The organism is Arthrobacter sp. zg-Y1110 (assembly GCF_025244865.1).
GTDB lineage: Bacteria > Actinomycetota > Actinomycetes > Actinomycetales > Micrococcaceae > Arthrobacter_B.
In genome coordinates, this window is the sequence record NZ_CP104273.1 from 93342 (window position 1) to 116251 (window position 22910).

Here is a 22910-nt window from a genome sequence, read left to right on the forward strand (position 1 = left end):
GGCGCGCAGTTCAGCGACTCTGTTAGTACCGGACTCTGTTACTACGGGAGTCTGTTGGTCCGGTCCCCTGCCCTACATGCTCATGGCACCGCGGAAGAGGGAGATCACGATGTTGATGACCGTGCTGAGTACGCCGAGCAGCAGCGGGACGATGACCGTAGGCGCCGTGAGCAGGGAGCCGATGATCATTGCTCCCCATACCGGCCTGGCGGCCTGACCCTGGCCGCGGCCTCGCCGGGAGGCCCACGCCCACTGCATGAGCGAGAGCACTACGATGGCTACGCCGACGAAGGCCAGGGCGCTGCCAAGGCCCGGGTACCCGTTGGTCAGGGAAGCCCAGGCGGCATCCCACCCGCGGGCGAGGTCGATTTTCCCGTCCGGGGACGCCGGAGGAAGAACGATCGGCTCAGGTGTCGGAGCGTCGGGGGCGGCGGGTGCAGGGTTCTCAGTCTTCACGCTTATCTGTGTGCGGCTCCCCGGCTGCGGAGCAGTCAGAGCTCCGGAATGCAGATTCCCTGCCCCAGCATCGCCAGTCCGTTGAGGTCTCCGGTGCTGAATCCGGTCACTGAATCGCTGGTGCTCGGCGCCATCAGCTGGCTCGGGTCATCGACATGGTCCAGCCCGACGACGTGGCCGAGTTCGTGCATGATGACCGACCTGACCTCTTCCTCTCCTCCGGGCTTCATGAGGTCATCCGAGAGTGCGGCCGCGTTCAGCTGCACTTCCCCCGTGACGTACACGCTTCCGGAGCCTTCAAGGGTGTAGGCGACGCTGCCGCCGATGCCGACGGTGTTTGCTCCGTACGGGTGGTTGGTGAACTGCGGCTGCTGCTCCTGGGTTTTCCAGATGAACAGCAGCGGGGCCCACCTGTCACCGTAACGGTCAGGCTGGAAGGACCTGCGCGCCGCCGAGGCAGGCTCCTTGGTCATGCCGTCGTCAATGAACACGAGTCCGGTCGCGCGCGACACTTCGGCAACCGCCTCGGTAATCAGGGTGCGGGAGCCTTCGGGCATGTTGGCGGCACTGGTGACGTAGTGGATCGGCCGGCAGGGGTCGTAGGCGGTGTCCTCACGCAGGAGCGCATACCTGTTGTCGACGGCCGGAAGCTGTGCCGGCCTGCCCAGGGGCGAGTCGGATGCTTCCCGGCCCGGTGTGGGCCTTTCCTGGCCGGGGTCCGCCGGTGCCGGCTGGGGTACGGCCTGAGGCACTGTGTCCGGTGCTTTCGGAGACAGCAGATCGGGGGAATACGTGTCAGGAACCGAAGGCAGGTCCCAGTCCAGGAAGGGTGCCTGCGCCATGATCTTCGACGCTGTTCCAGGCGAGAGCTGGCTGAGGACAGTGAACCCGGCGACCAGGAACACGGTGGAGACAACCAGGAAGCTGGTGAACCGCCACACCCCCGTCAGGAAGCCGCCGACGATCCCCCGTCCGCGGCGGGGACGACGTCGTCCTTGAGGCGGATCCATGGGTGTGGGGCCGAACGGATCCAGCGGGCCTTCCGGATACATTATTCGGACCGGCGCCCGAAGTTCAGGGACCTCATGGCGTCCATGGCCGCCCGCACGCCGTCTTCGTACGTGTCCCCGCGGTTGATGGCCCGCGGCTGTTCCAGCAGGCGGTGGACCTCCCGGATCTGGGCATCGGAGCAGTCCCCGTATGCCTTCTCCAGCTTGGCTTCGGCGATGCTGCGCAGCTCGTGCGGGGTCTGTCCGGCGGAGCGGCAGAACGTCAGCAGGTAGCGGTGCCCGGATTTGGGGTCACGGACGGGCATCTCGAGGTAGTTCTCCGCTTCAGGGAACTCTTCGAAGGCCTGTTCGATGACGGGCAGGAGGTTCGCTGCGACATCGGCCGGAGTAAGGACGCTGACGCCGGCCGGTCCCATGCTGGTGACCTGCACGTCGCCGTCCGGTTCGGGCTCAAGGATGAGGGCTTCGGCCTCCTCCGGCGTCACTGTCCGTGCGGGCCGGTTCCTGATCCGGAAGATCACCTGGTTGACGCGGCCGTCGTGGTTGGTGGCAAGTTCGGCTCCGGGCCAGGCTGCGTCGATGAGCCCGCCCACGGTGAGCAGCACGCTCGAGGGCAGCGGCGTGGCGATGCAGATGTCGATGGTCTCGGTCATGAGGCCCTCCGGTAGTTGTAGGGGCGTGCAGGTTTGCGTGCGGGAGGGAAGAGTTCGTGGATGTCCGTGATGCCGGTTTCCTCGGCGATGCGGATGGCAACGTTGGCGCAGGCAACCGCGTCCTCGCCGGCATCATGGTGCGTGAAGCCGGGCAGCTGCAGCCGTGTGACCAGATCGTTGAGCTTGTAGGAGGGCGCATCGGGCATCCGGTACTGCGCCAGCTTCTGGGTGCACAGGTACTCGAACTCCGGCGGGACGATCCCCAGCGCCTCGGAGGCCTGGACGATCACGGACTTCTCTACGGAGACGTTGTGGCCGACCAGGGGCAGGCTGCCGGTGAATTTGACCAGCCGCGGCAGGATTTCCTCCCAGCCGGGGGCGCCGTCGATCATGCGGCGGGTGATGCCGTGGATCTTGATGTTCCAGTGTCCGAAGTTCTGGAACCCCGGCGGGGGCATGACGTATTCGGTGGACATGTGGGTGACGACGCCGCTGCGGATCTTTGCGATACCGATCTGGCACACGGACGCACGCTTGGAGTTGGCGGTCTCGAAGTCGATGGCAACGAAGTCCAGTCCCGGGACGCTCACTGGGCAGCCCCTGACGGATTTCGGGCTGGCTGGATCTTCACGCTGTGACTCCTTGAAAGTAGATGGCTTGCCGGGCACGGCGGAACTTCCGCGCGGGGCCCGGCTACTCCTATGTGTACGGCGGGGCCGGGAAACCTCTCCGCCGCAGAGGAAGGGCCCGCACCCCGGTGACGGAATGCGGGCCCTTCGCAGGTCCTGCTAGCTTTCGATGGCGGTGGTGCCGCCGGCCTTGAGCATGGCAAGGCGTGCTTCCACTTCGCTGCGCTCCCCGAGGTCTTCAAGTGCCTCGAACTGGGCATCCAGGCTGGATTCGGCCAGTTCGTTGGCGCCGCGGACCCGGGCCTCTTCGCGGCGGATCTTCTCTTCGAAGCGGGACACCTCGGAAGTCGCATCCATCATGCCGACGCTCTTGATTGCATCGTGCATCTTGATCTGGGCTTCAGCGTTGCGGGACCGGGCCACCAGTTCATCGCGCTTACGGGCCAGCTCCCCCAGCTTGCCCTTCATCTGGGACAGGCCGGTCTTGAGCTTCTCCACGACCTCTTCCTGCGAGGCAATCGTCGGCTCGGATGCCTTCGCCTCGTTCTCGGAGGAGATCTGGCGCTCAATGGCGACCTTGGCCAGGTTGTCGAACTTCGCTGCGTCGAACTCCTTGCCTGCAGCCCGGAATTCGTCGGCCTTGCGGGAGGCTGCCAGGGCTTTGTTGCCCCAGTTGGCGGCGTCGCGGATGTCCTCTGCCCGGTCATCCTGGAGCATGCGCAGGTTGCCGATGGTCTGGGCTACGGCAGCTTCTGCCTCACTGATGCTCGAGGTGTAGTCGCGCACCATCTGGTCCAGCATCTTGCCCGGATCCTCTGCCTGGTCCAGCAGGGAATTGACGTTGGCCTTTGTCAGCTGGGCAATGCGGCCGAAGATGGACTGTTTCGCCATGGATATTCCTTCGTTTGGGTGCGGTTCCCGGTTCCGGGACCGCGGACGGAGCCGGTATGGCTGCCCGTCCACCGACTATGTGTGCGGCATCCCGGCAATCCGTCGCCGACGGCCGGGAAGGTACGGCACTGCTGCCGCACACATAGTCGGGGAACGTCCCCTATCGAAGGAGCACCACCATGGCTGAAGGCCGCCCGTACGTCGTGATTGAAGCCGACTACCTTGATGAAGAAGACGGCATCGTCCGCGGGAAGCAGGTCATCGCCGAACCCGGCACCCGTGACGGCCAGCTGCTGGTGACCAGCATTGACGGTGTACCCCTTGCTGCGCCCGTCGCCGTTTACACCCACCAGCTCAGGCCCGCTGCAGAAGGTGCGGCAGCAGCATGACGTTCTTCTCCATGCTGATGCTCAGCGGAGTGCTTATCGCAGCCACCACTCTGTTCCTCTTCCTGCTTATGGTCCAGACAGGAGGGGACCCGAAGAAGCTGAAAGCCGTGCCTGTCAGGGTTCCGTTCGCCGTCGTTGCCGGACTCTGCCTGCTGGCCATGGGTACGCAGGCGGTCCTCACCAACCAGGCAGCCGTAAGGGAAGTCGAAAGCCAGCGCGCTTACGCTGCCTTCGTCCAGATCGAGGGCGAGGCCACCCTCGGAGAAGCCGGCGATCCCGGCAGCAACCCGTTCACCGACGTCAGCGCCGGAGGCAACGACTGGGGGGATGAGGGCCTGCGCCGGGCACTGGGCTCAGGTGAGGAAATCCAGCTCAAGACATCCAGCGGCAAGCCGGCCTTACTGAAGCTCGTGGGATCCGGCGACGGCGCCTTCACCCCTGAGCTCACCTATGACGGTGAAAAAGTCGGCTGGGGCACTCCCGTCAGAGTCGATGCCGAGAACACCAGGGGCTTCCCGCAGTTCATGAAGCCCGCGGACCTGCCCGGCTCCTAGCGGATACAGGGAAAGCCCGGACCTAAGGATTAAGGTCCGGGCTTTTTGCTGCCTCAGCTGTCCTGGAGCAGCCGCTCCTGCCACTGGGTGGCGAAGATGTAGGTGAAGAAGAACAGCACAGCCTGGGCTGGCATGATGATCGGATCGTGCAGGACCGCCGCCGATCCTACGGCTGCAGCCGTGCCGGCCGCGGACCAGCCCCTGATGACGTTGGCCAGGCGCAGTGACTGCTGCACGGAACCCTGCGCGCTATGCACTGGCAAGCCCGTCGAACCCTTCGAGTCCTTCCAGGCTGTCGGGGACGGTGAAGCCTGAGAATGCGTCTTCTTCTGCAGCCTCGTCGTCAGCCGGTGCCAGCTGGTCAAGGACTGCCTGGGTGCTGTGCCAGATGATGGGCAGCAGGGCCGTGGCCATTTTGTTCTTCTGAAAGGGGTCCAGCGTTCCGCCGGGCGAACCCTTGGATTCGTGGATGGCGTTGATCGTGGCATCCACGATGGCGGTCATGTCGAGTTCTTCACGCTTCTTCATGCCCACTATGTGTGCGGCGGGAACAGGCTCTCTCTCTCCGGCCGTCCTAGCGCAGGACCCGCTGGGTTATGTCGACGTTCCAGCCTGCCCCGGGCGACTGGACGAACAGGATGTACTTCCCGGGTGCCGGAGACTTGGTGATGCTGCCTTTGGATGCCTCGAAGGATGAGACGAGGGGTTCGGCGCCGTCGGGGACCGCTTTGGTGCCGGCCGGAAGGAGGTAGATGAAACCGGCGTCCTTCATTGTGTAGTCGAAGGTGACGCCGTCGCCCGTGACCGTGAACGGTTTGGAAGGTCCGGCACCGCGGCCGCCCGAAAGCGTCGCCAGGTGCTCCCAGACAGGTTCGGGGTGCTCGGGAACGACAACAGCCATCAGGTCATCGGCTGCATCATCGACGCCGGGTGCCAGCACGGCCACTGCAGATGCTCCTGCTCCGGCGATCAGCGCCAGGGACGCCCCTCCTGCAATCAGCCTGTGGCTTCGTTTGCCGGCCATCGGGTGACCTCCGGCGTCGGTGACCTTTCCGGCTGCAACTGCCAGCTGGTCGGTTGCCCACCAGAGTCCGGCGCCGCCCAGGGTCAGAAGTTTCAGGGTTCCGGTGACGTGCTGTCCACGGTGGAAGCGGTCGGCGCCAAGCGGGCCCAGCAGTGCCGAGAGCATCCAGTTTGTCCGGAAGTCTTTCAGGTCGGCGACCGGTGCGGGGAACGGACCGTATTTGACGGCCATGGACAGTCCGGAGGTGTGCTTCCCGGTGTCCCATTTGCGTGCAGCCAGCGTTCCGACGAGTCCGCGGGGGATTTCCCGGCCGGCCTCGCGTGCCAGGCGCAGGTCGCGGCGTGTCGGATGAGTGGGCCACTCCAGCGGGGCTTCTGCCGCTATCCGCGGTACCGGGTCTGTCACAGGGGCGGGGGCAGGGATAGGTTCCAGCGTCACGGGCGGTGCGGTATGCCGGGCACGGCCGCGCGGGCGCATGGGTGCCGGCTGCAGGTACGTCTCCGGGACGACACCCTGGGCAAACGGGTCTGCCGGCATCGGGGGAAGCTGGTGCTTTGGATCTAGTCTGTGCTTGGAAGTCATGTCCGGCCTGGGGGAAGTAGGGGCCCTGTTGCCCTCGGTTGCTATGTGTGCGGCACGGACGGCGCCTCTCACCGGCGAGGAGGGGTCCGGATACGCGAAAACAGGCCGCCCGCGGGATGCGGACGGCCTGCTCACCGGTAGGGAACCTAGACCGGCTGGGGGAAGTTGGTCTTGCTCCAGACAGAACCCTTCGGACGCTGGAACTTGTACATCGAGTTCCCCGCCCGGTACGCGTTCCAGGCCATGATCAGGAATGCCAGGTGGTCACGGGTGGACGTCTTGGTCCTCTCGCGCCGGATGCGTGCCAGGCGTTCGCGCAGGGTCAGCACCGGGTGTCCCTCGTAGAGGTTGGCGCCGGTGGCCAGCATCGTGAGGAATTCATCGGCTGCTTCGGCGTCGATGCTCCTGAAACGGGAGTAGGCGGCTCCGACGATGCTGATGGGCGCATCGACGCTGTTCCGGTATTTCAGGGTGGACTGGACATCCTCGATGAACCAGGGGTGCTCCTCGAGCCAGACCTGGGTTTCGGTGTTGCTGGCCTTTCCGGCGCCTGCGAGGGTGTTCGACTGGAAGAGGCGGTTCTCGGACCACAGGATGAAGGTACGGGCCGCGGAGGCGATGTTATGGCCGTTCTTGATCCCGGCAATACCCAGGTTGTCACCGGCCGTCCGGCGCGAGCCCTGGTCCATCACGGTCTGGGATTTGGTGTCCAGGCCAGTGACGATGAGGAACTTGATGACGGTTTCCGGGTGGCTCTCCTTCAAGGAGGCCAGGCCCATGAGGCGGTGCTGGCCGTCCAGCAGGACGCCTTCGGTATCGAACTTCAGCGGCTCGGCGGCGTAACGCCAGCGCGCAGACGTCATGTCGTTGGCGTACTGGGCGATGATCTGGGTGCGCGCGCCGCGGTTGCTGGTGTTCCGGGTGAGGAGGTCTTCAGCATCCGAGGGAGTGAGGATCTCTTCAAACGCGTCGGGCCGGCCGGAGATTACACGCGCCAGCAGCGCGGAGGGGGCAATGGTGGTGCTCATGGGGTGTGCCTTTCGAGGAGGTGAGGAGAGCCGTTACTGGAAGGTGGCCATGCGGGCCTTGACGGACTCCACATAGGCGATCGTGTCGTCGTACATGCCGATGGACTGCACGGAGCCCTGACCCTGGTAATAGGAGGCGATTGCCTCGTCCAGGCTCGAGCTGGAGTTCTGGAGCGCGTAGAGGATTGCCACACCGGCGGCAACGTTTTCGTCGGCCGAGTGCAGGTTCAGGCTGCGGCCCACCAGTTCGGAGGCCCAGATTCCGGAGTTGGGCATGACCTGCATGATGCCGATGGCGCCGGCGCCGGAGAGCGAGTTCTGGTTGAAGTGGGATTCCTGCTCTGCGATGGCCAGTGCAAGTGCCCGGTCCACTCCCATTGCATCTGCCGTGGCGATTACCAGCTGCTGCACGGATGCCGTGTCGTTGTATCCGCCGGTGAGGTGTTCGACGTCGGGGCCCGGAACGAATACGTCCTCTTCCACCGGTGCCGGAACGGACGGGGTCGGGACAAAGGTGTCGTCGGTACGGGGAGCTTCGCCGGCGGTCTTGATGACCTGGCCGGGGTAGATGACCGTGGAGCCGTTCATGTTGTTGGCCGAGAAGATGGTGGACAGGGAGACGCCGTGGCGGGATGCGATCCGGCCAAGGGTGTCGCCGGGGGCAACGGTGTAGGTGGAGGCCGATGCGGATTCCTGGACTGCCGGAGCCGGAGCTGCAGGCGACGGGGCAGGGGCGGCCTGGGTGCCGCCGCCGAGCAGGATGCGGTCCCCCGGGTAAATGATGCTGGAGCCGTTCAGGCCGTTGGCGGAGAAGATGGTGGAGAGGCTGACGCCGTGGCGGGATGCGATGGCGCCGAGGGTGTCTCCGGGGACGACGGTGTAGGACGAAGCGGAGGCGGGTGCCGGGGTTGCCGGTGACGGTGCAGGGGAAGTCTTCGCTTCGCCGCCGAGCACGATGCGGTCGCCCGGGTAGATGATGCTGGAGCCGTCCAGGCCGTTGGCGGAGAAGATGGTGGAAAGGCTGACGCCGTGGGTTGCGGCAATCCCGGAGAGCGTGTCCCCGGAGACGACGGTGTAGGCCGGCTCGGCAGCCTGGGCGGGGGCGCCTCCGACTACGGCAGCAATGGCCAGGGCTGCGAGGGTGGTGATGGACGCCCGGCGGGCGGCGGGGGAAATGCTGGACAAGGGGTGTACCTCAAAACTGTTGCGGCCGGTCGAGCGACCTGAAAATGCTGACAGCCCCTATGTGTGCGGCGTTTCGCGTCTCTCTCCCCGGCAGCCCCGGCGGAGTCAGGCGCAGCGCAGATCCGGGCCGTCGTAGCCGAATTCCATGAGGTCGTTGCCGTCGGAGAAGACAGACGACGCCGGCACTTCAGCACTGATGACCGGCCAGTCGTTCGCCTCGTCATCGTCCTGGGCAGCATGCTGGCGGGCGTACCCGGCGGAGAGCGTCACCCAGTCGGTTCGGTTGATCCGGTCCAGTCCGGCCGGCAGGGCACGGTACACGCGGACCGTTGCGTCAGGGTTGTCCCTGGCGGCGGTCAGCTGGGCCATTGTCTCTTCGTCCGTTTCGCCGCTGCCGTACCACTCGGGGTGTTCGTAGACGTCGTCGGGGAAGGCTTTTGTCAGCTCCGAGATGGCCGAGCTGTATCCGTCGTTCGAGGGAGCAGTGTGGGAGCCTTTGTAATCCAGGGAGGCTTCGGGTTCTGCGTGGGCTGCTGCTGCGAACTGGCCGCCGGCGCTTACGCCCGGAGGGACCCGGTGAAGTGGGGAAATACTCATGCCCACCTGTGTGCGGCCGGCGGGCAAAAGGAAAGGCCCGGGGGCGCTAAGCCACCGGGCCCTTCCGTGTTATCACCAGGTCAGCTGGACCTTTACCGTTGATGACTCACCCGTCGGACGGTAGGTCACCTTCACTTCCATCTCGTTCCACCGGGGATCTTCAGGTGCGGTGTCGAAGCCGGCCATACCATTGGCCACCCTGAGCTCGGGCTGGTTTTTCGCTCCCGTGTACATCGTTGCGCTGAGGCGCCCGCTGTTGCCGTCGCCGAACTCGGGCTCGACGTAAACCGAATGGTCCGACCTCTCCTCGTACGTTTCCCCGTCGAAGACCACCTCGAAGGCGTAATCCACGGGCTGGTATCCGTCCTCGACGCGTACGGCGGCAAGGCCGCCGTACTGCTGGTCCACTACAAGCTTCGGATGTTTGCCGAGCTCAGGCTCTACGAGCGTGTACTCGAAGACGTGGGAGTCGCTGGCGTTGGTGACCTTATCCGTCACCGTGTGCCTGACCTTGATCGTCCCCGGCGTTGTTGTCTCTTCCCCGTTGCTGTACCAGCCCAGGGTCACTCCGCCGCTGCCGTCGTCGTGGTTTGACATGCCGGCGCCGTAGAATTCACCACCGGTGTTCTCGAGGGTCACCGTTTTCCTGATGTAGTTGTAGCCCCGTTCCGGTACGGTGCCGTCGAACTCCAGGGCGTAGCGGAAATACTTCGCCGGGTCAGCTTCGGCGCTGCCGATGTGGTTGATGTGGTGGTCCCATGAACCGCCCAGCCCTGCTGTTGTGTCGCTTGGAGGCTGGTAGGCACCCTGGACGATTTTCACTGTGACGGGGTTTGCCTTCAGGCTCCAGGTCCAGGACTCAGGGGTGGTTTTCCCCGTCGCATTTTTCCGGTCCACGGTGACGTCCAGCTTGAACTCTTCAGGAGACTCTCCCCAGCCTGAGGCCTTGGGGGTCAGGGTCGTCCGCCAGAGGGGCCTGCCGTCAACCATCGTCGAGGTGGTCGTTGCAGTCTTGAACCCCGGGATGCCCTCGGTCCCCTTCAGGGTGAAGGTGAGGTCGTCGTCGCTGCCGAAGGCGGTGTTGTATTCCATGACGATAGGGTCGGTGGAACCGGTGAGTGCGTGAAGCCTCGACACCTCGTTCCAATCCCCTGCAAAAGTGGGGTCGGAGATCCAGGGAACGGGACCGCCATAGCTGGAACAAAACTCCTTTATGGTCTCATCGGCAAGGGCCGGAACACCTGCGAAAGTTTCAGTGGTGAGCAGCTCGAACTGGCCGTTGTAGGGGGGAGCCATAAAGAGCTCGTAGAGCTTCGGGGACAGAACTTGCATGAGGTCCCCGAGTACTTCGTATTCTTCCTCCCCCAGGTCCAGCGGTTCGCCGGTGCCCTGCCACTCCATGAAGGACATCGCCGCATCCATATCGAAGTCCTCCAGCCCGTTCATGGCCTTGAAGTAGTCGGGGAAACCAGGATGCTGGAAGGCGGACACTTCCAGCTGAACGGCCTCCAAGACGTTCGGGGTGCAGAACCCCATCGCCACGGCTTCCTCACCTGTTGCGGCGCCGCATTCACGGGGTTCGGTGTCCTCGTTGGAAATACACCACGAGATGCCCGCTCCCGAGAGCACCGAAGCGGTAAAGGCCTTGCCCTCTTTACCGACCAGCACTGCAGCCTTTGCCGGATCCAGCCCGGAAACCAGCCCCGATGACTCCAGGCCGGACAGGTCCTTGTACTTCTGTCCGTCCTTGGCGTACGCGACGCCCTCGCCGGTGTTGATGGCTGCCAGATCCTGCTTGGCGGCATTGTTCTGCACGAAAGGGATGACACCGAAGATGGCTGCCAGCACACCGGCGGCAAGGATCCCGATGACGACCACCCCGGTAATGATGGACGGCAGGTCGAATGCGCCGGCGCTGGAGCGCAGCGTGGTCGACGGACTTGGCAGTGATGCTCGGTTCATAGGTCCGTTCCCGGGGGTGGCGATGATAATTACCCGGGGACATGCGCAGACAATTCACCGGAGGTCTTCACTGCAGCCCCGGGCGTTTGTGTCCTGGCCTTAGTGGCTATCCTTTCCGCGCCACGTCGCTAACATCAGATCCAGGCAAGGACGGCACAGGGATGCTCCTGTATATGAGCCTGCCTCCCGTTTTCTCGGCCAGCTTTTCAACGTTGCCGCCGGTGACTGCCCAGTTGACCCCGTGAACGGCGATACCTCCGCGGTCCAGCCCGGTCCTGCCGTCGCCGGGCCCGCCGGAGACGGCTGCAATGGAGGCGTCTATTTCCCGCTCGTAAAGGGACAGCGTCACGTTGTCCGAGCAGGTGCCGGCCGCAGTTGCACGGGGAGGCAGCACTTCGCTCACCTTCCAGTCTCCGCAGTCCATGCCTGCCTCCTGGTAGGCGGACTTCAGTTCGTCGAGGGAGGCGTATTCACCGCCGTCCTCAGGCGGGCCGCATGCGCTCAGGCTCAGGACCGCGGCGGCGGCCGCAAGCAACATTGGTTTGGTGTTCATAATGCTCCTGTCTTTGGCAGTGAAGCCAGGCATGGCAACCAATCCACTGCTGTTCCGCGAGGACATCTTTCCTGCCCCTTTATGCTTCTATGCGTCCCGGACACTCACGGCATACGAGGCCCCTGGGGTGGCTCATCCCCGCCGGTACGCCGGATCCGCCGTTGCGGCCGCGGCGAACCTGTCCAGGTCGTACTCGAAAGCCGCCCCGGTTCCCACACCGCCGCCTGCTTCGGAAAGATCAGCGAGGATGGCTTCGGTCATCCGGGGGCTGACCTTTGAAGCCTCGGCACCCAGGACCTGGATGCGGGTTCCTGCTTCGCCTGTGGCTTTGCTGCGGATCCGTTCGACCCTGTACCTTCCGATGGAATTTCCCGCTGTCACCGCTGCGACCCGGACGGCGTCGTCTTCGGTCACGGAGTAATCCTCGAAAGTGGCCGCCGGGTGCACCCCTTCAGGCGTGCTTCGCATCCTGGTGTTCCCTGCCCAGGCATCGGACAGTGCCGCACGGTGCTGGGCCTCCCTGAACGCTTCCCCCAGGACTTCAGGTGTGACCGGAACGCCCCGGCCCATGTCGATGCTTACGGCGCCGCCGTCCATGTCCTGCCCCGGCCGCGTGACGGTGAGGGTGCTGTGGCTCATTTCCAGATGGTAGGAACGTCCGTCCGGGGTTTCGATGAGCGCTTGGAGATCCTTGCCGTGTTCTCCACGTGCCTGCATCTGCCGGACTGTGCCGTTGATTTCCGAAAGCTTCAGCCGGGCAGTGTGGCGGTCCATCGCTCTCTCGTCGGCGCCGGCCGGGAACTCCCCCTCGAACTGCAGGCCCTTGAGTGCCTGGATTTTTGCTCTGCGCCGGGCCAGGAGGGCATCGGGATCCCGGTTGTCGAACACGGTGACCATGAGTTCGGTGCCGATGCTCTCGTGGATTCCGGACCGTCCGGCAAGGCGGGCGTTCTTCCCGCGGGCGCGGAGTTCCTGACCCAGTCCTTCCAGTGCCGCTGCCAGCTCTCCTTCTTCCAGGCCTGCATGCTTCAGGACACGCAGGCGTAAAGCTGACTCCGTGTAGGCGGCATGCCGGGCGTCGCTCTCTGGGCTGGGCGCGAGGTAATCCATGTCATCCATGAAGCCGTCATCAGCGTCAAGCAGTGCTGCACTGTGCTCGAGGTCCCCGATGACTCTGTCCAGGGCCCGGTGAAGGGTGCTGGCCGGGGCGGCAAGGGTTACTGTTCCGGCTTCGGCATGGGCAGTGGAGGCAAACTGGCCTCCGACGGGAATGCCTTCGGGCTGTCTGTTGCGGATATTCATACCTGCTTGTGTGCGGCCCTGCCCCTAGGCCGCCGGATACTCTTCGAAGCCGGCCAGGAACTCGTCCAGCCGGGCGGCGCGCGCGGGGTCGGCAATGGCGGGGGCTGATGCAAGCCAGGCGGCAAGCTCCCGCCGGGTGCCTCCGACCGCTGCCGGTGAAAGGCGCCCTTCGGTCCGGACAGAGTCCTGAAGGTCCGCAAACCAGCCGTCCCACCTGCTGTTCACTGCCGACGGCAGCTCCTCGATGGCGCTCAGGCACTGCCTTATGGCGGCTCCGAATTTTCCTGCCTTTCCGGAATAGGCCCAGCGCAGATGTGAAGCGTTCCAGAAGAGGATGGGCTCATGATGGAGGTCCGGCAGGCGCCCGGCGTCCTGAATGAACTCCAGGATCTCCTGCGCCTCCCGGTCGGCTTTCACGGCCGACGTCGGCGGGTAGGTGTCCTGGAGGGCAAGGATGCGGTTCCGGATCATCCTGGTCTCGTCTGTTTCCACAGGGTTGTGCCGGCGGTGGACGTGACGGTAGAGCCAGCGTCCCAGGTGTTCCTCCAGCTTCTCTGCTTCAGTGGACCGGTTCAGGATGTCGTACCGCGGCATCCGCCGGCTGGCTGCGCACCAGGCTTCCAGTTTTTCCAGCTCGGGCAGCGGCGGCCGGCGCACGACGGTGAACACACCGGGAATCCCGGACAGGACCTCGACCGCCTCGCTGGAGAGTTCCCCGACGGAGTGCCGGTGGCGCAGGTTCCGTAGGGCCTCGTAGAGCTTTCTTTCGCTTTCAATACGGTTCAGCGGCAGGCGCCCGTTGGCTTCGTGGAAAGCGGCAAGCCGTCGGGCAGCCTGCATGCCCCTGGGCTTGAAGGACCTTCTGGGCTTGCCGGAATCGCTGAGTGACTTCCTGACCGCGTCCCGGGCACCGGTCATGGACGCGAGGGCTTCCTCCTCTGCAGCGGTGCGGTCCTTTCCTTTCAGATACAGGTAGGAGCTGTAGAGGAATTTCTCAGCCGGATCGGGTGAGACCCGCGAGGGCACCAGCCCGGTCCGGCTGATCCAGTTGATGTAGGACGCTGCGCGGTCTTCAGGCGTAATTCTGGGCATACCGGCTATGTGTGCGGCATTCCTGCCCGCACTCTCCGCCAGGGCTATACGCAGCCCACCCCGTCCCCGTCACGGTCCAGCTTCTTCGAATACCCGGGGTCTCCGGAATGGATGGGGGCGGCGCCGGCGGCCCGGACCGCGGCGCAGTTGGCGTAGGCGGCACTTCCGTCGGCGGCCGGGGCAGGCTCAGCTGCCGGTGCCGGTGCTTCCGCAGGGGCTTCTTCGACCGCAACGGCCTCGGTGCGGGCAGCCCCGTTCCCGGCGACAGGCTCGTCGGGGCAGGAGGCAAGGATCCTTGCGACGGCGTCGTGCTCGGCCTGGGTCATCCAAAGGTCGTATTTTGCCTTCACTGCAGTCTGGCGGGCCACGTATTCGCAGCGGAATGCCTTGTTGGGCGGAAGCCAGCTGGCGGCATCCGAGTCGGACTTGGAGCCGTTGGCCGGGCCGTCGGCCGCCATGAGGTTCAGCGGGTCCGTGGCCAGGGACATGCGCTGGTCGGAGCTGAGCTGCTGCGCGCCCTTCTGCCAGGCATCGGAGAGTGCGACGACGTGGTCGATCTGGACGGCAGAGCTGGACTTGGTACCGCGGACGAAGTCGATCGTCCGTCCGGTGTACGGGTCGTTCAGCGTTCCGGCAGCCACGACGCAGCGGCCGTCCTTGTAGGTGATGCCGGTCAGGTCACGCTGCAGGATCTCGTTGCGCTCATCGCACCCGTCACGGTCCATGTCAGGCCACGCGGATCCGAACATATCCCGGGAGTATCCGGTTTTGGGGGCGCGGCCCTTGACGGCGATGGTTTCCAGCTGCGCCAGTGCCGTGCCGGCAGATGCCGGTGCTTCCCCGGCGGCACCGGCCGCGGGGGCCGGAGCGGAAGACACAGCTGCAGGAGCCTGCTCCGGGGCAAGGGCGGCGTCGCAGCCTGCAAGGCTCAATGCCAGGAAAGGAAGGGTGAGGCCGGTAAGAATGCGCACGCGAAGGTTCTTGGTCGTCATGCCCACTATGTGTGCGGCACCGCGCAGGAACCGTTTCGGCGCCGGATTCCCCGCTCTGTCCGGTGTTCGGAACAGACAGTAGGATGAGCAGGCTGCACTCAGTTGAGGCGGCTCAGAGCAAGGTCAAAGGATCGAAGAATGAACAAGCGGGGCATTACGACGGCGGTTCTGATTGCAGGCTCACTGGCACTGGCAGGATGCGGAAGCTCTTCCGCTGCGGAATCGGAGGCCACGCCGTCAGCAACCACCCCGCCTGCCGACGGCGGCACCTATGCAACCGTCGAAGAGCTGAAGGATGCTTTTGTCGCCGCAGGCGGCTCCTGCCCCGCGTACGAACAGAGCAACATCGTGACCCTCGCCGCCGAGTCTGCCGAATGCTCTTCGGAAGCAGTTCTTTCGACGTACTTGAGCAGCAGTGACATCACCCAGCTCATTCAGGAAAACAAGGACATCGCCGAGCAGTACGACATCGAATTCAGCTCCTGGCTCGTGGGGGAAAACTGGGTCATCAACGCTCCGGGTGCAGAAGAGCTGCATGAAAAGCTCGGGGGCACCGTCGTCAGCTGGTAGGCCATCCGCATCTCTTCACCAATGACAAGGCCCCGCTCCCGGATTCGATCTCAGGAGCGGGGCCTGTTTCATCCCTAGGCCCGTTTCCACCCTATGGCTTCGTGGAACCTGTCTTCGAAGACCGGTGCGGTGGACCTGGTGAAGGTGGATGTCAGATGGTTGTTGTCCATGTAGACGTGCACATTTCCGATGACCGGCGGGCAGACACCGTCGGGGCACACCTGGTCCGTAAGGTCCATGAAGGCCATGCCGGGAACCTGCGCGCCGAGCTGGACGGTGGGTGAAGTGTCTGCGAGCTTTTCCGTTTTGCGGGTGTTGCACCTGTCCCCGTCCGGCCCTTCCTCCTTGATGCAGACGGCCATATCGAAGGCGAAGCGAGGGGTGTCCCTGATGCCGACCACCTGGATCCCGGCTTCTTCGAGTTTGTTCGCAGCCTCGGCGAGACCGGGGACCGGGTGCTCGGAGGCGTCTTCGGGCTGGGCGGCTGTGGCCACGGTGAACACCGCGTCGGGCTTCAGATCGAGGGCATACTGCAGTGCCGCCTTGTTGAACTCAACGCAGTCCGCGGGCCGGCCTTCATCGGTGGCGCCGAAGCTGCACCCGCCCTTGCTGACGAAGACGACGTCGTATCCGTACTTCTCGGCCATCGGGGCCAGGGCTGCGGTCCACTGCTGAGTGTGCGAGTTGCCGATTGCCAGGATCCGCTTGGCCCCATCCCTGCCGGCCAGATGCTGGCAGCTGTCGGCGAGCATGTCGTTGCCGGTCGGTTTCAGGCCTTCTTCGCATTTGGGCCCGACGGAAGCCCATTCGGATCCGAGCATGTCCAGTGCCGGCAGGGTTGCTGCGCCGGGGGTTCCGGGCGGTGGAGCCTGGTCGAGGAGGGAGAGGGCTCCGGGGTTGTCCTTCTGCTCCTGCGTGTACATCTCTCCCCGGGCCCTGGCTTCGGCGAGTTCGCGTTCGTGGGCTGTTACGGCCTTCTCGGCTTCGATGCGGTTCGCGGTCTGCCAGCCGTAGGCGGGTCCGGCGGCGATGGCTGCCAGGGCGATGACGGCGATGAGCTGGCCACGCTTGTTCTTCATGAAGCCCAGTCCAAGGAGCGGGCGTTCAATCAGGCGGGTTGTCAGCCAGGCCAGCAGCAGGGAGAGGGCGATAATGGCGCTGCCGCCCGGGACTCCCACGGCTTCGCGGCCCCTCCATGCCATGTAGATGACCAGCACCGGCCAGTGCCAGAGGTACAGGGCGTAGGAGATCCCGCCAAGGCGCACCATGGGCTTCCAGGAGAGGAACCGGTCAACACCGAACCTGCTTCCGGACGTTCCGGCACTGATGATCAGTGCTGCAGCAATGAGAGGCCAGAGGGCTATGTATCCGGGGAAGCTGCCCTCGACGTCGATGAGGAAGCCTGCGCTGAGCATCAATGCCAGTCCGATCCAGCCGGCGGCGGCCGCGGCAGGGCGGGGAAGACGGATCAGGGGAAGGGCTACGGCCAGCAGGGTGCCCAGCGCGAATTCCCAGAGGCGGGCACGGGTGTCGAAGTACGCGAAGGCCTGGTTGGCTGATGTCTCCCATACGGAGAAAGCCAGGGAGGCTGCGAAGACCAGGGTGAACAGGGCGGCAACGACACTGCGGTACCGGAGCCGGAAGGTCCTGGCGACCAGGGCGGCAAGAGTGAACAGCAGCGGCCAGAGGATGAAGATCTGCCCCTGGACGGAGAGGGACCAGAAGTGCTGGAGCGGGCTGGCGCCGGAATGGTCGGCGTAATAGTCCACGGACTCGGCGGCCAGCGCCCAGTTCTGGAAGTAGCCCAGGCTCGACCACACCTGCTCCAGCAATGAATCCCAGCGGGCCTTCGGGAGGAAGAGCCAGGCCGCGGCCATGGTGCCCAGCATGGCGGTGACGCCCGCCGGCAGCAGCCGGCTGAAAGTACGAAGCCAGTACGAGACCAGTCCCATGCCTGTGCCCTCGTCGCCCTTGCGGAGGAAGGACAGCGTCATGAGGAACGCAGAGATCAGCAGGAAGATGTCCACCCCGCCCGAGACCCTGTCGAACCAGACGTGGTAGGCGACCACCATGAGCACCGCCAGCGCGCGCAGCCCCTGCACCTCCGGGCGGTAGCCGGGCCGCGGCTGCGTCCGGGCTGCACGGTGCCGCCCTCTCGTATTGGGCGCGCTTGGGGCAGCAGCCGGGATCAGGTCGGTCACGCAGGTTCCTTTGGGGGTAGACGCCGGCCCGGTATTTAGGGGCCTTATGTTTCTATGCGTCTCCGGGTCCGACGGCGCCCGCGCGGTCCGGCTGTTAAACAGGAAAAGCCCCGCCGGCGGGCAGGGCTTTTCGAGCGGGAAGGACTTCTATTCCTCCAGGGCGGCCTCAAGGTCAAGGTAAATTCCGTGGCCGGAGACCAGTGCGTCTTCAAGGGCCTGGACGAAGTCTTCGTCGAACTCGATCTCGGATGCGGCCTCAGCCTGCAGGGTTGCCGACGTGTCGCCGATGTCCAGGACCGAGAAGGTCGTGTTGGCGAAGGTGATTTCCTCTACCTGCGCGATGTCTTCTGCAAAGTGCTTGCGTCCGCCTTCACGGGCAGATGCCCGCAGGGTGAAAACGGTGGTTTCGCTCATATCTGCTCCTTCTGATGTTCCGGCTCCGGGCCCTGCACTGATCGGCAGCGCCCTGCTATGTTCACGCGTTGGTCTCTGTGCTTTCCGTACCGGTCTGCTTCCTGCGCCGCATCATGACATAGATGCCGGCAACTGCAGCCAGCAGGACTGCGGCTATGATCCACGGGACGGCCGGGCCCATCCCCTGATCCTGCGCAGGTTCCTGACGGTCCTGTCCGGCGGCTTCAGGCGACGGGGTCTGCTTCTCTGCTGCAGGGGCCGAGGCTGGTGCGGACGTTGGTGCCTGGCTGGCACTGCCCTCCGGCGTCATGGCCGCGGTGTATTCCTCCTCGGTCAGGATCTTCTTGATGGCCTCTTCCTGAATGAACATCGGCTCGAAGTCCATTCCGTACCCGCCGTTCTTCCACCATCTGCTCACAGCCCGCCATTGCGATCCGTCGCCCGCGGTGAAAACGTCGCTGACGTTGAATATCCGCTCGTTGCCGGACTCGAAGACAACCTCGTCGATGATGTAGGCGTCTTCTGTCCGCAGCGGCGTCCCCGGGGCTGTGGCCGTGTATACGGGAGCCTCCTTGAGGGTGGCGTACGTGGTCAGTTCGGATCCGGTGACCGGAGGGACCGGAATGTTTCCCGGAGCTGCCGAGGCCGGAACTGCCCCCCACAGCGCAGCAATCCCCAGGGCCGCTGTCAGGAAGGCACGGGTTGTCTTCTTCATTCGAGACTCATTTCAGGTGGTGCGTACGATGACCCGGGGCCGGCTTGAATATCCCGCCGGCCCCGGCATCAAAGCTTATCCGTGCACCTTTACCTCCTGCGCCCTGCATCAATGCGGTCGGCGATGTCGAGCAGGTCAGCCTCGGTGCAGACGGCAGCATCCCTTGCCCGGGTGATCGCTGCAGCGGCATACGTTCTGGCTTCGGCTTCGCTGGGGAAAGTGTGGGGCAGGGCAATGTAGGCTTCTGCGTCTCCGAAGAAGTACGCCTCGGCACGCCATTCCCCTTCGTAGCTGGGGTATTCGGAGAAGCTGAACTTCTCAATGCCGGTGATGTTATGAAGGTCTTCGTCGATCTGGATGAACATGGGGGCCTTGCCTGTCAGGAATAGAGCTGTCGGTTATTCCTATGCGCCCCGGGGTCTGACGGCTGCTGCCGGCCCCGGGGCGACTGTGGGTCAGAACCTTCGGGAGCCTGCCAGGAATGATCCCTTGAGGGCCATCGGGTAGAGGAGGATCCCGGCGAACCGCCCCTCGTAGGCGCTGGCATACTGCAGGTCACCACTTCGTTTGATCGTGATCAGGCCGGTGTTGCTGCGGTGATGGGACACGACGGAGGCGAGGGCGGTCGTATCGCTCCACCCGGCCGAGGCTACTGTCCGCTCGGCGCCCTTGAAGCTGCCCTTGCCGTTGGACTCCTGATAAATCAGCTTTGCGCCCGAACGTCCGACGAGACCCTGGCGGCCGGTGCCGGCCATGTCGATCATGGCGATCTCCCGTCCCTTCCAGCCTGTGCCGAGGACGAAACCGGCACCGATGCCGCCGTTGGCTCCGACGGGATGGCGGCGTACCTCCCCTGCCGTGTCAACACCGATGACCGTCGGGTAGATGCTGTCTGTCCAGGGCCCGACAGTCAGGCGTTTGGATGCCCACCCCGACGCTGTCTTGACCGGGGCCTCGAAGCCTCCGCCCACCTTGCCGTAGCTGACCTCCAGGACTCCGTTTGTGCGCTGGACGAGGATGTCAGGGATTCCGTCGCCGTTCCAGTCCGCAACGTGGAAGCTGAGGATCGTTTTGGCATTCCAGCCGGTACCGCGCTTGACGGCAGGACCGTATCCTCCGGCACCGTTGGAGGGTGCGACCATGAGGTCCCCGGCCGCGTTGATGGTCACCAGGTCCGAAAGCGATGAGATGGACGGGCTGTGTCCGGTGTGCAGCTCCGCGATGTGGTTGGACTCGTAGGAGGCGAAGACCCGGCCATCGGGCATGACGGCGATCGGGGTCCCGACACTTCCCTTGGCCAGGATGGATTGGGTCCGCTTGGCGACGTCGATCAGCAGGACGATGCTGCCGGAACTGTGGACGATGCGGCTCGTTCCCGGGATGCGCAGGGCGCGGGCGCTCTGGTAGCCGGGCCGGGCGGTGCGGCTGCGGACCTGGAGGGTTTCCTTCAGTTTTCCGTTGGCCGGGTCCAGGGCGAGCAGGCCGTTGATCGTGGCGACGTACAGGACGCCGTCGATGAGGATCGGGGAGTAGAGATCCCGGTGTCCCTTCAGGTACGAAACCCACAGGGTCTTGTCCGTCTTCGGGTTGTAGGCGAAGACTGCTGCGTCGCCGGTGTAATCGTCGATGCCGTAGCCGCCGCGGCCAGAGGTGGTTCCGTAGGCGATGTCGCCGTAGCCGGCCAGGCCGACGATCGACTGTTCGGGGATGAACCTGTTCATGACCTTCCCCAGTTTGTTCGTCACCGGGTCGACGACGGCCAGTGAGCCGCCCCGGTACCCGTACTCCGGGACTGTGCCGGCCAGGACCTTTCCCCCGGCGGCCGCCCACCCGAAGGGGCGGGACTGCATGTGGGGGTTGCGCAGGGTGGTGATGAGCTTGAATGCCGCCTCGCCCTCACCGATGCGGTTCCTGTCGAAGGAGTAGAGCTTGGCCGAGCCGTAGGAGCCGATGTAGAGGCGGTTGCTGTCGTACTGCATCAGGTGCTCGATCTGGGAGATGCCTAGGGTGTCCGGGGATTTCCACCGTGCGTCGGTGGCCGGATTCAGTGAGGCGACCCCGTCTCCCTGGTAGGCGCCGAAGTAGAGCAGCCCGTGGTCTGAGCCGATGAGGGACTGAACGCTCAGGGAGCCAAGGAGGACATCAGGGCGCACCCGCCGGGATTCCCTTTTGCCTTTGATGGAGTACTCGGCGACAACGGGTTCGCCGTCCTTGTTTCCCGCAGCGAAGACCCTGTCCCCCGAAACCAGAACGGAGCGGGTCAGTTCCATACCCGAGGGGCACAGGATGTCTTCCTTCATGGTGGCGGTGTCCGTCTTGATGATCAGCGACCGTGCCGCGTGCCATGTGGTGGAGCCGCTCTTTCCGGAGAAGGCCTTCGATGCGGACTTCAATCCGTCGGGGTTCTCCCATGTGGATTTGACCGGGTTGTAGACGTAGCAGCGCGTGGCATGTGAGCTGTCCTCGGCGAAGACAAAAAGCTTGTCGCCGCGCACGATGATCCTGTGGACGAATCCGGTGGCCCCGGGATCCGGAAGTTTGATAACGGTTCGCTTTAAGGGATTCCCGGCCGGGAAGGAAACCAGATGCGGATTCCGGGATCCGGTGCCTGCAAAGACGGTGTCCTTCCAGATGCCGATGGCCTTCACGTAATCGGTCTGGGCATCAACGGCCGGGTAGGAGGCGAACTTGCCCGTGCGGGGAGTGTAGTTCCAGATGATGCCGTCCGGGTAGGAGCCGCCCCAGAGGCGTCCGGAGGAGTCAATATCGAAGCCGTACACGCCCGAAGCCGACGGGGCGACCTGCCCGAGCGGGACGAGCTTGCGCGTGCTGAAGGACCAGGCGATGAGCTGGCCTCCGCCGCTTCCGGCGTAGACGGTGCCGGTGGCCGCGTCCCAGGCCAGGTCCGAGGCGATCTTGGATCCGTCCGGCGTCGTCGAGGCATACTCCCTCTTGCCGGTGGCAGCGTCGAAGACCTGGAACTGGTTGGTGTTGCCTGTCGTGGCGGTAACCAGCTTGGGGACGCCCTTGAGGTCGGGAACCAGAAGCATGTCCAGGAATGCCGATGCCTTGAAGACGTCCTTGTAGACCTTCTTGATGCCTGCGCCGGGCGCGACCGACCTGAGACCGGATCCGCCGGCGGCGGCTGCAGCAGAGGGCACCTGGACTGCAGTTGCTGCCAGGGCCGGCAGGGAGGGTCCGGCTGCGGCGAAGAAGCCGGTGACGGCTGCCAGGGAGAGGGCAGTTCGGCGGGTGAGGCGGGGGGAGGTTTTCACGGGGTCCTTTGCGGCTGTTGTATGCCACGGGACATGCGTAGACCGGGCCCGTTCCTTCCGCCGGAGATTGTGACGGGAAACGGACGGTGCCGCACACATAGGGTGTATGAACGCACGATTCCAAACCCGGACGGCCGGCCTCCCGAACCGGATTCCGCTGCCCTCCACGCCCGGTGAGATCCACGACGCTGCCGTGCTCGTGCAGAGGCTCCGTGCCGGAGGAATGAGCTGGCGGGAAGTGTCTGAACGGACCGGATACGCCAGGGTGGATGCGATACAGCTGGCACACAATCTGTTCGGGCTTACCGATGCTGCCTACGAGGCTTCCAAGGAGCAGGTCCGCACCGGGGTCTGGTACGAGGGTCGCTCAGCCTAGGCTGCGGGGCTTTCCCGGCTGCCGACCTGCCGGCCAACCGGATCCAACCGGCAGCCGACTTAAGAGTCGGTGAAAAAATCCCCGGAATCCAGGGGCAAAAGAGGGGGCCCCTATATATAACCAACTTAACCAACCTGTTAAGAGAGAGATATATATAAGGGGCCCTATATATGTTCCTCCAATGTCGCTCCCATATATAGCCCTTTCTCCCTTATGGAGGCCTCCCCCTCCTGTCGGCAAGGTTGGTTTAGTCGGCAGGATTTCGAAAAACCACGGAATCATGCGGCAAAACGGGGTACCGGCGCCTGGTCAGGGGTCGGTTTACCAGCTGTTTCCGGTCGCCGGACGGTTGGCGGAACGGTAGGGCATAATGTCGTTTTGGAGGCTCGTGATAACCTGAGGAACGATTTTATCGGGCACGAGAGACGATGGTTATCACGCCCCGGAAGGATTCCCCGGC

Annotated in this window: 25 protein-coding genes; 4 read left to right on the top strand and 21 right to left on the bottom strand. The window is 64.5% G+C overall.

The genetic code is table 11. From position 1 onward, the window contains the following. Window positions 1–72: 72 nt before the first annotated feature. From N2K99_RS16980 to N2K99_RS17000, 5 genes are all read right to left on the bottom strand, one after another. Window positions 73–456 (bottom strand): hypothetical protein, encoded by a 384-nt coding sequence (locus N2K99_RS16980; protein WP_227934405.1) that lies wholly within the window; start codon window positions 454–456, stop codon window positions 73–75. 35 nt (window positions 457–491) lie between these two features. Then, window positions 492–1508 carry a matrixin family metalloprotease gene (locus N2K99_RS16985; protein ID WP_227934404.1) on the bottom strand — a complete coding sequence of 339 codons (1017 nt, stop codon included), beginning with the start codon at window positions 1506–1508 and terminating at the stop codon, window positions 492–494. Further along, window positions 1508–2119, bottom strand: a complete 612-nt coding sequence (locus N2K99_RS16990; RefSeq protein WP_227934403.1) for a hypothetical protein — start codon at window positions 2117–2119, stop codon at window positions 1508–1510. The genes N2K99_RS16985 and N2K99_RS16990 overlap by 1 nt, the downstream gene beginning before the upstream one ends. Continuing rightward, window positions 2116–2709, bottom strand: a complete 594-nt coding sequence (locus N2K99_RS16995; RefSeq protein ID WP_227934402.1) for a 3'-5' exonuclease — start codon at window positions 2707–2709, stop codon at window positions 2116–2118. The genes N2K99_RS16990 and N2K99_RS16995 overlap by 4 nt, the downstream gene beginning before the upstream one ends. A 198-nt stretch (window positions 2710–2907) precedes the next feature. After that, window positions 2908–3639 carry a PspA/IM30 family protein gene (locus tag N2K99_RS17000; RefSeq protein WP_227934401.1) on the bottom strand — a complete coding sequence of 244 codons (732 nt, stop codon included), beginning with the start codon at window positions 3637–3639 and terminating at the stop codon, window positions 2908–2910. A 179-nt stretch (window positions 3640–3818) separates the two neighbouring features. On the opposite strand from N2K99_RS17000, the gene N2K99_RS17005 reads away from it, so the two are divergent. Beyond that, window positions 3819–4028 (top strand): hypothetical protein, encoded by a 210-nt coding sequence (locus N2K99_RS17005; protein WP_227934400.1) that lies wholly within the window; start codon window positions 3819–3821, stop codon window positions 4026–4028. Beyond that, the gene (locus N2K99_RS17010) at window positions 4025–4582 is read left to right on the top strand and encodes a hypothetical protein (RefSeq protein ID WP_227934399.1); all 558 of its coding nucleotides are present in this window, start codon (window positions 4025–4027) and stop codon (window positions 4580–4582) included. The genes N2K99_RS17005 and N2K99_RS17010 overlap by 4 nt, the downstream gene beginning before the upstream one ends. A 53-nt stretch (window positions 4583–4635) precedes the next feature. Here N2K99_RS17010 and N2K99_RS17015 read toward each other — a convergent pair whose 3' ends face one another. From N2K99_RS17015 to N2K99_RS17065, 11 genes are all read right to left on the bottom strand, one after another. Beyond that, on the bottom strand, window positions 4636–4845 hold the full coding sequence (locus N2K99_RS17015) for a hypothetical protein (protein ID WP_260554917.1): 210 nt from the start codon (window positions 4843–4845) through the stop codon (window positions 4636–4638). Continuing rightward, complete coding sequence (locus tag N2K99_RS17020) at window positions 4832–5110, bottom strand: hypothetical protein (RefSeq protein WP_227934397.1); 279 nt, start codon at window positions 5108–5110, stop codon at window positions 4832–4834. The genes N2K99_RS17015 and N2K99_RS17020 overlap by 14 nt, the downstream gene beginning before the upstream one ends. Window positions 5111–5156: 46 nt before the next feature. After that, window positions 5157–6143 carry a TM2 domain-containing protein gene (locus N2K99_RS17025; protein ID WP_227934396.1) on the bottom strand — a complete coding sequence of 329 codons (987 nt, stop codon included), beginning with the start codon at window positions 6141–6143 and terminating at the stop codon, window positions 5157–5159. Between the two features lie 191 nt (window positions 6144–6334). Then, on the bottom strand, window positions 6335–7216 hold the full coding sequence (locus N2K99_RS17030) for a hypothetical protein (protein WP_227934395.1): 882 nt from the start codon (window positions 7214–7216) through the stop codon (window positions 6335–6337). Window positions 7217–7249: 33 nt separating this feature from the next. Continuing rightward, complete coding sequence (locus N2K99_RS17035; protein ID WP_227934394.1) at window positions 7250–8401, bottom strand: LysM peptidoglycan-binding domain-containing protein; 1152 nt, start codon at window positions 8399–8401, stop codon at window positions 7250–7252. A gap of 105 nt (window positions 8402–8506) precedes the next feature. Beyond that, complete coding sequence (locus N2K99_RS17040; protein WP_227934393.1) at window positions 8507–8998, bottom strand: hypothetical protein; 492 nt, start codon at window positions 8996–8998, stop codon at window positions 8507–8509. A 72-nt stretch (window positions 8999–9070) separates the two neighbouring features. Continuing rightward, on the bottom strand, window positions 9071–10960 hold the full coding sequence (locus N2K99_RS17045; protein ID WP_227934392.1) for a hypothetical protein: 1890 nt from the start codon (window positions 10958–10960) through the stop codon (window positions 9071–9073). 106 nt (window positions 10961–11066) lie between these two features. Next, window positions 11067–11513, bottom strand: coding sequence for a hypothetical protein (locus tag N2K99_RS17050; RefSeq protein WP_227934391.1), 447 nt, complete (start codon window positions 11511–11513; stop codon window positions 11067–11069). A 132-nt stretch (window positions 11514–11645) separates the two neighbouring features. Continuing rightward, a complete protein-coding gene (locus N2K99_RS17055) occupies window positions 11646–12815 on the bottom strand; it encodes a hypothetical protein (RefSeq protein WP_227934390.1) in 1170 nt (389 codons plus the stop codon). 24 nt (window positions 12816–12839) lie between these two features. Next, entirely contained in the window at window positions 12840–13907 is a 1068-nt protein-coding gene (locus tag N2K99_RS17060) for a hypothetical protein (protein WP_227934389.1), read from the bottom strand. Window positions 13908–13951: 44 nt separating this feature from the next. Beyond that, the gene (locus tag N2K99_RS17065; protein ID WP_227934388.1) at window positions 13952–14899 is read right to left on the bottom strand and encodes a DUF1524 domain-containing protein; all 948 of its coding nucleotides are present in this window, start codon (window positions 14897–14899) and stop codon (window positions 13952–13954) included. A 138-nt stretch (window positions 14900–15037) separates the two neighbouring features. On the opposite strand from N2K99_RS17065, the gene N2K99_RS17070 reads away from it, so the two are divergent. Next, window positions 15038–15469, top strand: a complete 432-nt coding sequence (locus N2K99_RS17070) for a hypothetical protein (RefSeq protein WP_227934387.1) — start codon at window positions 15038–15040, stop codon at window positions 15467–15469. A gap of 74 nt (window positions 15470–15543) precedes the next feature. Here N2K99_RS17070 and N2K99_RS17075 read toward each other — a convergent pair whose 3' ends face one another. From N2K99_RS17075 to N2K99_RS17095, 5 genes are all read right to left on the bottom strand, one after another. Next, window positions 15544–17670 carry an acyltransferase family protein gene (locus N2K99_RS17075; RefSeq protein WP_227934386.1) on the bottom strand — a complete coding sequence of 709 codons (2127 nt, stop codon included), beginning with the start codon at window positions 17668–17670 and terminating at the stop codon, window positions 15544–15546. Between the two features lie 147 nt (window positions 17671–17817). Beyond that, a complete protein-coding gene (locus N2K99_RS17080) occupies window positions 17818–18084 on the bottom strand; it encodes a hypothetical protein (protein ID WP_227934385.1) in 267 nt (88 codons plus the stop codon). Window positions 18085–18145: 61 nt separating this feature from the next. Continuing rightward, window positions 18146–18799, bottom strand: a complete 654-nt coding sequence (locus N2K99_RS17085) for a hypothetical protein (protein ID WP_227934384.1) — start codon at window positions 18797–18799, stop codon at window positions 18146–18148. An 89-nt stretch (window positions 18800–18888) separates the two neighbouring features. Further along, window positions 18889–19164, bottom strand: a complete 276-nt coding sequence (locus tag N2K99_RS17090; protein WP_227934383.1) for a hypothetical protein — start codon at window positions 19162–19164, stop codon at window positions 18889–18891. Window positions 19165–19254: 90 nt separating this feature from the next. Continuing rightward, window positions 19255–22074 carry a hypothetical protein gene (locus N2K99_RS17095; protein WP_227934382.1) on the bottom strand — a complete coding sequence of 940 codons (2820 nt, stop codon included), beginning with the start codon at window positions 22072–22074 and terminating at the stop codon, window positions 19255–19257. A gap of 106 nt (window positions 22075–22180) precedes the next feature. On the opposite strand from N2K99_RS17095, the gene N2K99_RS17100 reads away from it, so the two are divergent. Further along, window positions 22181–22450 (top strand): hypothetical protein, encoded by a 270-nt coding sequence (locus N2K99_RS17100; RefSeq protein ID WP_227934381.1) that lies wholly within the window; start codon window positions 22181–22183, stop codon window positions 22448–22450. The last annotated feature ends 460 nt before the right edge of the window (window positions 22451–22910 follow it).

Excerpts from the sequence above, each read along its gene's own strand:
- N2K99_RS17100 (WP_227934381.1), top strand. The coding sequence starts at position 22,181 with ATGAACGCACGATTCCAAACCCGGACGGCCGGCCTCCCGAACCGGATT.
- N2K99_RS17070 (WP_227934387.1), top strand. The coding sequence starts at position 15,038 with ATGAACAAGCGGGGCATTACGACGGCGGTTCTGATTGCAGGCTCACTG.
- N2K99_RS17090 (WP_227934383.1), bottom strand. The coding sequence starts at position 19,164 with ATGTTCATCCAGATCGACGAAGACCTTCATAACATCACCGGCATTGAG.
- N2K99_RS17030 (WP_227934395.1), bottom strand. The coding sequence starts at position 7,216 with ATGAGCACCACCATTGCCCCCTCCGCGCTGCTGGCGCGTGTAATCTCC.
- N2K99_RS17040 (WP_227934393.1), bottom strand. The coding sequence starts at position 8,998 with ATGAGTATTTCCCCACTTCACCGGGTCCCTCCGGGCGTAAGCGCCGGC.
- N2K99_RS17050 (WP_227934391.1), bottom strand. The coding sequence starts at position 11,513 with ATGAACACCAAACCAATGTTGCTTGCGGCCGCCGCCGCGGTCCTGAGC.
- N2K99_RS17085 (WP_227934384.1), bottom strand. The coding sequence starts at position 18,799 with ATGAAGAAGACAACCCGTGCCTTCCTGACAGCGGCCCTGGGGATTGCT.
- N2K99_RS17020 (WP_227934397.1), bottom strand. The coding sequence starts at position 5,110 with ATGAAGAAGCGTGAAGAACTCGACATGACCGCCATCGTGGATGCCACG.
- N2K99_RS17000 (WP_227934401.1), bottom strand. The coding sequence starts at position 3,639 with ATGGCGAAACAGTCCATCTTCGGCCGCATTGCCCAGCTGACAAAGGCC.
- N2K99_RS17065 (WP_227934388.1), bottom strand. The coding sequence starts at position 14,899 with ATGACGACCAAGAACCTTCGCGTGCGCATTCTTACCGGCCTCACCCTT.
- N2K99_RS17045 (WP_227934392.1), bottom strand. The coding sequence starts at position 10,960 with ATGAACCGAGCATCACTGCCAAGTCCGTCGACCACGCTGCGCTCCAGC.
- N2K99_RS17005 (WP_227934400.1), top strand. The coding sequence starts at position 3,819 with ATGGCTGAAGGCCGCCCGTACGTCGTGATTGAAGCCGACTACCTTGAT.
- N2K99_RS16990 (WP_227934403.1), bottom strand. The coding sequence starts at position 2,119 with ATGACCGAGACCATCGACATCTGCATCGCCACGCCGCTGCCCTCGAGC.
- N2K99_RS17055 (WP_227934390.1), bottom strand. The coding sequence starts at position 12,815 with ATGAATATCCGCAACAGACAGCCCGAAGGCATTCCCGTCGGAGGCCAG.
- N2K99_RS17080 (WP_227934385.1), bottom strand. The coding sequence starts at position 18,084 with ATGAGCGAAACCACCGTTTTCACCCTGCGGGCATCTGCCCGTGAAGGC.
- N2K99_RS16985 (WP_227934404.1), bottom strand. The coding sequence starts at position 1,508 with ATGTATCCGGAAGGCCCGCTGGATCCGTTCGGCCCCACACCCATGGAT.
- N2K99_RS17060 (WP_227934389.1), bottom strand. The coding sequence starts at position 13,907 with ATGCCCAGAATTACGCCTGAAGACCGCGCAGCGTCCTACATCAACTGG.
- N2K99_RS17010 (WP_227934399.1), top strand. The coding sequence starts at position 4,025 with ATGACGTTCTTCTCCATGCTGATGCTCAGCGGAGTGCTTATCGCAGCC.
- N2K99_RS17025 (WP_227934396.1), bottom strand. The coding sequence starts at position 6,143 with ATGCCGGCAGACCCGTTTGCCCAGGGTGTCGTCCCGGAGACGTACCTG.